This is a genomic window from Mycobacterium sp. (genome assembly GCF_019243155.1).
In the GTDB taxonomy this organism is placed as follows: Bacteria; Actinomycetota; Actinomycetes; order Mycobacteriales; family Mycobacteriaceae; genus Mycobacterium.
Genome location: NZ_JAFAUS010000014.1, coordinates 1 through 10,045, shown reverse-complemented (window position 1 = coordinate 10,045; position 10,045 = coordinate 1). Strand labels below are relative to the sequence as shown.

At 64.6% G+C, this 10,045-nt stretch carries 3 protein-coding genes and 1 pseudogene; 1 reads left to right on the top strand and 3 read right to left on the bottom strand.

The features are described from left to right. The 3 genes and pseudogenes from JOZ00_RS00860 to JOZ00_RS00850 form a co-directional block, all read right to left on the bottom strand. Nucleotides 1-388 (bottom strand): annotated as a pseudogene (locus JOZ00_RS00860) (PE-PPE domain-containing protein); the annotation flags it as partial. Between the two features lie 53 nt (nt 389-441). Beyond that, nucleotides 442-3,444, bottom strand: a complete 3,003-nt coding sequence (locus JOZ00_RS00855; RefSeq protein ID WP_293338500.1) for an RND family transporter — start codon at nt 3,442-3,444, stop codon at nt 442-444. A gap of 67 nt (nt 3,445-3,511) precedes the next feature. Next, nucleotides 3,512-4,936 carry a condensation domain-containing protein gene (locus JOZ00_RS00850; protein WP_293338498.1) on the bottom strand — a complete coding sequence of 475 codons (1,425 nt, stop codon included), beginning with the start codon at nt 4,934-4,936 and terminating at the stop codon, nt 3,512-3,514. A gap of 268 nt (nt 4,937-5,204) precedes the next feature. Between JOZ00_RS00850 and JOZ00_RS00845 the strand changes: the two genes are divergently transcribed. Further along, the coding region (locus tag JOZ00_RS00845) for a type I polyketide synthase (RefSeq protein ID WP_293338495.1) at nt 5,205-10,045 on the top strand (4,841 nt) is incomplete at its 3' end.

Sequence of the window (10,045 nt, the reverse complement as noted above, 5' to 3'; positions counted from 1 at the left end):
TCGCCGCCTCGAGGTTATTCACTCCCACATCGACCGACTCGCCGACGCTGGGGCCGTCCAGGCCCAGGCCAGGAAAGTTCTCGTCGAACTTGCCGATGCCCGGGAAGAGCCGCTCCAGCACGTGCCCCTGGACCTGACCCGCCGGGTAGCGAACGATTTCTCGCTGCTGACCGGGGAACCACTGAGCGCCTTCTTGGCGGATGTACTCGTCATACGGGATGCCCAGCACGTGAGCGCCGCCGAGGGCGAACGCGGTCTGGTCGCCCGGTGCCCCGGGGGTCGGTGGGCCGCCGATGGGCGTGTCGTCAGCGGTCGCGGTACTGACGCCGAAATACCCTGTTGCGCCGACAGTTACCAGCGCCGTAACTCCTGCGAGTAGCTTCTTCATCCACGCCCCTGACCACTCGGAATCTTTAGTCTCACACACGTCATCCGTCCTCGCTAACCCGCTGGCGATCCGGCGCTTGACGGCGCCGGTGACCGTCGCCCGCCCACTCGTGACGGCCACCAGTTCGCCCGCCCGACCAGCGCGGCGATTGCCGGAACCGTGACGGTCCGCACCAGGAAAGTGTCCAGAAGAATTCCCGCGCCGATCACGAAACCGCCCTGGACCACGGTGCCGATGCTGGAGAACAGCAGCCCGCACATCGACGCGGCGAAGATCAGACCCGCCGCGGTGATCACACCGCCGGTCGAACTCAGGGTGCGAATGATGCCGTAACGCAAGCTGTTCGGCGACTCTTCCCGCATTCGCGAGACGAGCAGCATGTTGTAGTCGGCTCCGACGGCGACCAACACCACGAATGCCAGCGGGGGCACACTCCAATGTAATTCTTGGCCCAGTAAGCATTGGAAAACCAATACGCCGATACCCACCGCCGACAAATACGAAATGACTACGGAAGCAACCAGATACAACGGTGCGACAATCGCACGCAATAGCGCGATCAACGTCAGTAGCACGACGAAAAGGGTCACCGCGATGATGAACCGGATGTCGTGTTGGTAGTAGTCGCGGGTGTCCTTCAGGCCGACGGTGTATCCCGCCATCGACACCGTTGCATCCGCCAGCGCGGTGTTCGGCTGGGCCGCGCGCGCCGTCGTCAGGATGGCATTGACCTGATCCATGGCTTCGGTGCTGAACGGGTTCAGTTTGGTTTGAACCAAATACCGCACCGAGTGGCCGTCCGGTGAAATGAATACCTTGGCCGCCTCCTGGAACTTCTGCAAATGCAGCAGTTGCGGCGGGATATTGAACCCGGCCATCGCCGGTTGTGCCGCGTCGCGTTTCAGCGTTAATTGAATCGCAGGGGAATCACCGAGACCGGTACCGAGCTGTTTGACTTGGTCGACGAGTTGGGCCACCGCATCGGCTACCTGCCGGCTCCCACCCGCGAATCGGTCCGCCCCGTTCTGCAGGGTGTTCAAATTCGCTTGCAGGCCACCGGGTTTGTCCATTCCCATGGAGTGCAGCACATTGGAGAGCTTCGCCAGCGCCGCGCGCAGCCGCTCGGTCGACGCCTTCAAGGCCCGTTTGTCCGGGTAGTCCTGCAATTGGCGGGACAGGTCATTGATCGCGTCGAGGTCCGCTTGATCGCGCGAGCCGGCAAGCTGCTCGAAGGTCCCGCGGGTGGCGCTGCACGACGCATCTGCGTCGCATATCGGATTGCCCTGCAGCGCCGCCAGCACCGGGCCTATCCAGGCGAACATGTTCTTGGCCGCCGAGAAATTCCAGCCCATCGCATTGCTGAGCGAGTTGACATGGTCGACGAGCTGGGCCGCGATGTCGACTTCTTTGACCAGTGCGTCGCCGCTGTACTGGTTCTTCGCCGATGCGAAGGCGTTCTCCAGTTCCTGCGCGCTGGCGGCGAGCTGGTTGACCTGGCCGCGGACATCGCCGAGGCTGTTGGCCAGCGTCCCGGCCCCGTCGACCAGCCGGTTGAGGTCTTTGGTGTGGTCGTTGATCAGGGTGGATCCGTCGGCCAGCAGGGTGCCGATGGCGCCCGCCTGATAGGTCGCCCGGAATTGTTCGGGCACATTTCCGGTGGGACGCGTAATACCGCTGACGGCACCGATATTCGGCAGTTGGCTGACTCGGTCCGCCATCTGTTCCAGGTCCGCGAGTGCCTTCGGCGTGCGCAGGTCATGCGGTGACTGGACGAGGATGTACTGCGGAATGGACTGATTCACCGGGAAATGACTGTCCAGCGCGGCATACCCGACAGAACTCGGGGCGGTGGGCGGCAGCGCCTTGCGATCGTCGTAGTTGTAGCGCACCAGGCCGGCGCAGCTGCCCAGGATGATCAACACGAGCAGACTGGCAACCAGATTGACCTTGGGCCGGCGCACGATGCGGATGCCCGAACGCCGCCAGAATCGAGAGGTCAGCTCGCGCCGTGGCTTGACCCAGCCACGTGGTCCCGCAAGCACCAGAATCGCGGGCAGCAACGTCACCCCCGCAAGGAACGCCACACCGATCCCGATCGCCGACGACGCCCCCACGGTTTTGAACACGCCCATCCGGGCGAAGCTGATCAGCAGAAACGTGACTCCGACCGTGGCGGCGGACGCGCCGATCACTTTTCCGATCGACATCATTGCGCGTTTGATCGCCTCATCGAAATCCGCACCCGCGCGCAGATAATCGTGATAGCGGCTGATGAGAAAGACCGCGTAATCGGTTCCAGCGCCCGCCATTATGGCGCTCAGAAATACGATTGATTGGTTGGAGACGCCCGAGCCGGTCAGTAGCGAATAGCCCGCCACGACCGCCTGCGCGATGACCAGAGATATCCCGATCGACAGCAACGGCAGCAGCATGGTGACAGCGCTGCGGTAAACCACCAGCAGGACGATGAGCACCAGAACGGCGATTGCCAGCTCTATCGGAAGTCGATCCTTATCGCCCGCCACCGTGAGGTCGGCGACGGTCGCTGCGGGGCCGGTGAGGTTTGCCGTCAGCGCAGTCCCGCTGACGCTGCGTTTGACGATGTCACCGATTCTGTCGAAAGCCGCGTACGACTGTGGCGTGCCCAACTCGCCGGCAACGCCGACGGGCAGCACCCACGCCTTATGATCCTTGCTCGTCACGACCGAGCGCAGGGGTGGCGTGCTGATGAAATCCTGCAACATCAGGACATCTCGCGTGTCCTGGCGCAGCGCGTCCACCACTTTGCGGTAAGTCGCTTCGTCGGCCGGGCCAAGCCCCTTGTCGTTGGTCAGGACCACCAAGAGCAGGTCTTCTGAGCCCGATTCGTGAAACGCTTCGGTCATCTTTCGGGCGGTGACGTTCGACGGTGCATCGCTGGGCAGGATGGCGAGCGGATGCTTCTGGGCCATCTCGCCCAACGACGGCAGCGTCAGCGGTAGCGCGGCCGCAACCGCAAGCCAGATCCCGATCACTACCCAGGGCCATCGCACCACAAAGTCGGCTAGCCGTCGCATATTACCCTCGCCCCAGATCGGCGCACCGATGTGCGCCCGCCGGCCCTACCCATCGAACGAACTCACGCTACGCGACGCGTCCCCAGTGCCCGCTACCAGCGACTCGCCCGCACACGGATTTCATCGCCGCCATGTAACGCCTGACTGATTTCAGGGCGACGGGATTGTCGGGATGCATGATCGCCATGACCGTGCCCTCGCTGTACCGGAATACATAAATGGTCAGTTGGTATGAGTACCGACCGTCAGGATAAATTCCGATGTTGTTCGCCAGACCCATGTCGGCCGCGGCAAGAATCGCATTCAGCGGAGCGGCGCCGCCATGAAAGAAGTTGGAAACCGGAAAGTTTGGTCGCGGCCAACTCAACGATGGCGCCAATTCCAACACCCGGTAGTAGGGCACCTTCGCCATATCCAGACTCGAATCAAAGCAAGCCTGCGCTGCCCATGCGGCATCGCCGAAGGACGCCGCTGCTATGGGCACGGTGATTGGAATCAGGCCGGTGAACCAGCCCTGTGTCATGAAATTGTCCGAGGCGGTGCGCGAATCCCGTGGAGTGAGACCGTAATACGTGAGCGCGCCCGTGAATTCATGCTCGAGCAAGGCGAAGCAGGCGAACAAGCCGCCGACGAAGCGCGCGCCGGCGGCAGTGCAGGCTGATTCGAATCGCTCCGTCTGTGCCGGGTCCATCAGATGTTCGGAGGTCATCTGACTATTACTCGCCTGCAACGGATTACCCAGCGGCAGCGGGAATTCAGGAAAACCGCCATTGTTGTTCTCGGCGAAGTCAATCCACGCGCGCACCTCAGGCGAATCCACGGTCAGGGCCGACGTGTACTCGCGTTCACGAATGCAGAAATCATCGAAGCTGCCGGCATCGGGAAGAACAAGCGCGTTACCGCCTGCACTCAACGCCGTGTACATCCCGTTGGCTTCCATCATGGTCGTGCCGATCAATGTCGCGTCCCCGTGGACGTGATCCATGGCAGCAAAGAAAGTGAAGTGGTCTTCACCCTGAATGATTCCGAAGGTGAAGCAGCCCCATTCCAGTGGACTCGGTATCGCCACCACATGACCGTGTATTTCCTCGACCGTCATCTGGCCATGATCGACGGGGATAAATTCAATATCGGCAGGATCGCTAATGGTATGTCTGACGAACTCTCGTTCGTCGTCGGTCCGCTCGAACCAACTGCTGAACGTGTCGTGCCGGCGCAGGTATGCGTTGACGGCGACGTTCATGGCGGAGACGTCACACTTGCCAGGCACTTCACAGGTGGCGATGATCTGCCGGGAAAAATCTAGCCCAGCGGACGTCCGTTCACTGTAGTTGCGAAGGTGTTGGCTCTGCATGTAGCTGACCGGTACGGAACTGATCGGTGCTCGTCGGGCCGTTTCCCGAGCCTCGGCCGTGGGGTGCCAGGAGGTGACCGAGCCAGGGCTTAACGACCATTCATCAAGTGCCCCAACAGTTATCTTCCCGATGCGCAAAACGTCGCCCTTCCCGGCTTCGCCAACTCCCCGTCCGGTACCGCTCTTTGCTGGATCAACTTACACTCCATTCGTCCGTGCTCGCTCATGGCGACCGTGGCCGCGGAGGGTCACGGGTGACTACACAGGCGCACGTGCAATAGTGGTCCGTCGTAGGCGACCCGGGAGCGCCGCGGATGGAGCGTGACATCCACGTTTTGACTGCCAAGTTAATTAATCTCACCGTCGAGTAAGGTAACCCTTACCCCCGAGTAGGGAGGGCAACGGCATGGGATCAGCCGAGCTTTCGATTGAATCCATCCCGCGTTTCGCCATCGTCGGCTACGCGGCCCGCTTCCCCGGCGCGGCAAACGTCGACGAGTTCTGGGACGTGTTGCGGCAAGGCCGGGACGCGATTTCGGAGGTGCCGCAGGACCGATGGGACGTCGAGGAGTTCTTCGACCCGGAACCCGGCGCACCCGGCAAAGTCGTCACCCGCCGTGCGGGTTTCGTCGATGACGTATCGGGTTTCGACGCGCCGTTCTTCGGCATGTCGACGCGCGAGGTCAGGTTGATGGATCCCCAGCACCGGATCTTGCTGGAGACGGCATGGCGCGCGGTCGAGCATTCGGGGACGGCGCCGACCGCTCTGGCCGACACCAACACGGGTGTCTTCATCGGTTTGGCCACACACGACTACCTGGGAATGGCATCCGACGAGCTGACGTACCCCGAGATCGAGGCCTACATGGCCATCGGGACGTCCAACGCCGCGGCGGCGGGCCGGATCAGCCATCGGCTGGGCCTGCAGGGGCCGGCCGTATCCGTCGACACGGCGTGCAGCTCGTCGCTGGTGGCGATCCACCAAGCGTGCCAAGCGCTTCGCTTAAATGAGTGTGATCTGGCGCTGGCCGGCGGAGCGAACGTCCTGCTCACCCCGGCGACCATGATCACCTTCTCCCAGGCGCAGATGCTCGCGCCCGACGGCCGGTGCAAGACATTCGACGCGGCCGCCGACGGCTACGTGCGCGGCGAGGGATGCGGCGTCATCGTGATCAAGCGCCTCGAGGACGCGATCCGCGACGGCGACCGGATTCGGGCCGTGATCCGCGGCAGTGCGATCAACCAGGACGGCGCATCAGGTGGATTGACGGTGCCGAACGGCGTCGCCCAGCAGCGGGTGATCGCCGCCGCGCTCGAGCGCGCGGACCTCGAACCCCGCGATGTGGGCTACCTGGAAGCGCACGGCACCGGGACATCGCTGGGCGACCCCATCGAGGCACAGGCCGCGGGCGAGGTGCTGGGCGCCGGGCGCGAACCCGGCCAGCCTTTGCTGATGGGCTCGGTGAAGACGAACATCGGACACCTGGAAGCGGCCGCGGGCATCGCGGGCGTCATCAAGGTAATCCTGTCGCTCGAGAATGAGCTGTTGCCGCAGCATCTGCACTTTGAGAACCCGTCGCCCCACATTCCGTGGGATCGGCTGGCGGTGCAGGTGGTCCAGGAGGCGACCGCCTGGGAGCGCAACGGAAAGCCGCGCATCGCGGGGATCAGCTCGTTCGGGTTCGCCGGGACGAACGCCCACGTGATTCTCGAGGAAGCGCCCAAGCAACCGGCACAGCCTCCCTCGGCGCCAGTACCGGTCGGGCAGCCCGGCGACCGACGGTTCAGCATCCTTCCGCTTTCCGCGCGAACGCCCGCCGCGTTGGTGCGGCTCGCCGACGAATACCGCGGCTGGCTGAGCGGCAATCCCGAGGCTTCCCTGGCCGACGTGTGCTTCACCGCCGGGGCGGGGCGAGCGCACCTGGAGCACCGCGCCGCATTGGTCGTCAACTCCCGAGAATCCGCCGTGGAGCTGCTCGGCGCGCTCGCGGACGACCGCCCGGCACCCGGTCTGTTTCGTGGCGAATCCCATGCCACCCCGAAGACGGCGTGGCTGTTCACGGGTCAAGGCAGCCAATACCCCGGCATGGCCCGAGAGTTGTTCGACACCGAGCCGGTGTTCGCCGAGACGCTGAATCGCTGCGCCGCCGCGGTCGCCGAGGTTCTCGAAAAGCCCTTGCTCGACGTGATTTTCGACGTGGACGGTCCGGACGCCGAAACGACGCTGCGGCAAACCAGTTACGCGCAGCCCGCGTTGTTCGCCGTGGAGATGGGCCTGGCCCGCCTCTGGCAGTCGTGGGGCTTCGAGCCGAACGTGGTGCTGGGCCACAGCGTCGGTCAGTATTCGGCGGCCTGCGTCGCGGGCGTGTTCAGTCTCGAGGACGGCGCGCTGCTGATGGCCGAGCGCGGTCGCCTCTTCGGCAGTTTGGCTGCCGGCGGTCGGATGGCCGCGGTGTTCACCGCCGCCGCACGCGTCGAGAGCCTGACCGACGAGTTCCCGAGTCTCTCGGTTGCCGCCTACAACGGCGCCAACACCGTGTTGTCCGGGCCTGCAGCGGATCTGGAGAAGGCGGTCGCCGGACTGGCGGCCGACGGTGTCCGGTGCGACTGGCTGGAAACCAGCCACGCTTTCCACTCGGCGTTGCTCGATCCGATTCTCGGCGAATTCGAGTCGTATGCGGAGCGCTTCGATTTTCGTACGCCGCAACGGATCCTGATTGACAATGTCACCGGCTCCGCGCTTGGCCGCAGCGTCAAGCTCGATGGCGCCTACTGGCGCCGGCACGCGCGTCAACCGGTGCAGTTCGCCAAGAGCGTGCACACCCTTGCCGATTTGAATTGCAAGGTGCTACTCGAAATCGGACCGCGACCGGTGCTCACTGCCGCAGCGCTGGGCGCGTGGCCTGACCCGGCCAGTGCGCCGCGGGCGATCGCGTCGCTGTGTCGAGGCAGCGCCGACCACCGACAGATCAGCGAAGCCGTTGCGGACGCGTACGCCCTTGGGTATCTCCCGAAATTCGATGCCTTCCGCCAGGCGAACGCGCGAAAGCTCGACCTGCCCACTTACCCGTTCGAGCGCCGCCAGTACTCGTTCCGCGACAATCAGGATCAACCCAAACAACAACACGTCGCCGCGAGCACCCAGGCCGTCCGTCTTCTCGAGGACGGCCGGATCCAGGAACTCGCGGCCCTGCTCGATGGCGAAAACACCGACAATCGAACGCTGAGTGTGCTGAGCAAGCTTGCGGCACAACATAATCAGCAGCGCACCACTCAGTCCATCGCGGACGACCGCTACGAGATCCGCTGGGAGAAATCTCCGACTCCGCTCGCCGGTGCGGAAACCGTCGGGGGATCCACCTGGATCGTCATCGGCGATGACACCGACGCGCTTGCGCCTCTGGTCGACGCGCTGACTGCGCGCGGTGATCAGCACCGGATCGTCGGGTTGCCGGTGTCCGACGCTGACGCCGAGGAGCTCGTGATCGCGTTGAGCGCTGCGGCGGCGGAAGATTCGACGCTGCGCATTGTGCACGTCGCGGCGCTGGGCTCCGGTACGACGACGACTATGCGGTCGCTGTTGCGGATGCAACACCGAATCCTGAGCGGAACACGGCGGCTCTTCCGCGTCGTGACCGCCGCTGAGCTGCGGGCGCCCATCTGGCTGGTGACCCGTGGCGCACAGCGCGTCACCGACGCGGACACCGTCGCGCCGGACCAAAGTTGCCTGTGGGGATTCGGTCGCGCCGCGGCGCTGGAGCTTCCGCAAGTATGGGGCGGCCTTGCGGATATTGCGGACGGCACCACCGAGGAGTGGACACGGTTCATCAACCGGATCACGGCGGAGAGCGACTCGGCTGTCAGGGACGACCAGATCGCGCTACGCGATCAAGCCGTCTACACCGCGCGGCTGGTTCGGCGCACCCAGCAGCCGAGCGGTACGCCGCTGGAACTGCGCGACGACGCAACCTATTTGGTGACCGGCGGACTGGGTTCGATAGGGCTGGAGATCGCTGGTTACCTGGCTGCGCGCGGCGCCCGACACCTGGTGCTGACCAGTCGACGCGCCCCCAGCGATGACGTGCGGCGTCGCATCGATGGTCTCGGTGAGCAGTACGGCTGCGAATTCCACGTCGCCACCGCCGATGTCGCCGATGCACACGACGTCGCGCGCCTGTTGACCAGCCTGCAGGCCGAGCTGCCGCCGTTGGCCGGCATCGTCCATGCGGCAGGCGAGATCGGTACCACCGCGCTGAGCGACGTGGATGACGCGGAAGTGGATCGGGTGTTCGCCGGGAAGGTATGGGGTGCATGGCATTTGAGCGAGTCGGCTGCTGAGCTGCAGCTCGACTTCTTCATCAGCACCTCTTCGATCGCCTCGGTGTGGGGTGGGTACGGCCAGACAACGTACGGCGCCGCGAACGCCTTCCTCGACGGGCTGGCCTGGCGCCTGCGCGAGCAGGGCATATCAGGCACAAGCGTCAATTTCGGTCCGTGGTCAGGGGGCATGGCGGACGCGGAATCTCGTGCGCGACTTGACCAGCGCGGCGTCCGAACCCTGTCACCCGCCGATGCACTGGCGGGCCTGGCCGATGTCGTGGCGGCTGCGACGGCACAGGGCCCCGCACAAGGAGTCGTGGCCCGAATCGACTGGGCGCGGTTCCTGCCGCTCTATCAGCAGGCGGGGCGGCGTGCGTTCCTGGCCGAGCTGGAGCCCGAGGCGCCGGGCGCCGCGCCGGCCGTGACGGCGTCCGGAAAGACTGAGCTGGTCGAGCGGCTCGCGAATGCTCCGGTGCGACAGCGCAAGAAACTGCTGACCGATTATCTGCGCGCCGCGGTCGCGGAGGTGACTCGGGTGGACACCGCGGAGATCCGCGAGGACGCGGGGTTCTTCGACCTCGGCATGGATTCGCTGATGGCCGTCGAATTGCGGCGCCGCATCGAGCAAGGAGTGGGCCGCGAGATTCCCGTCACGCTGGTGATGGATCATCCCCGTCTGTCCGATCTGGCAGATTATCTGCTCGGCGAGGTGCTCGGGCTCACCGAACAGACCAAACCGGTGCCTGCGCAGACGTCAGTGACGACGACGCCCACCAACGAACCGATCGCGATCGTCGCGGTGTCGTGCCGCTTCCCCGGTGCGCCCGACCCGGAAGCCTTCTGGGAGGTGTTGTCCGGCGGTGTCGATGCGATCCGGGAGGTCCCCGAGGACCGCTTCGACATCGACGAGTTCTACGACTCGGACCC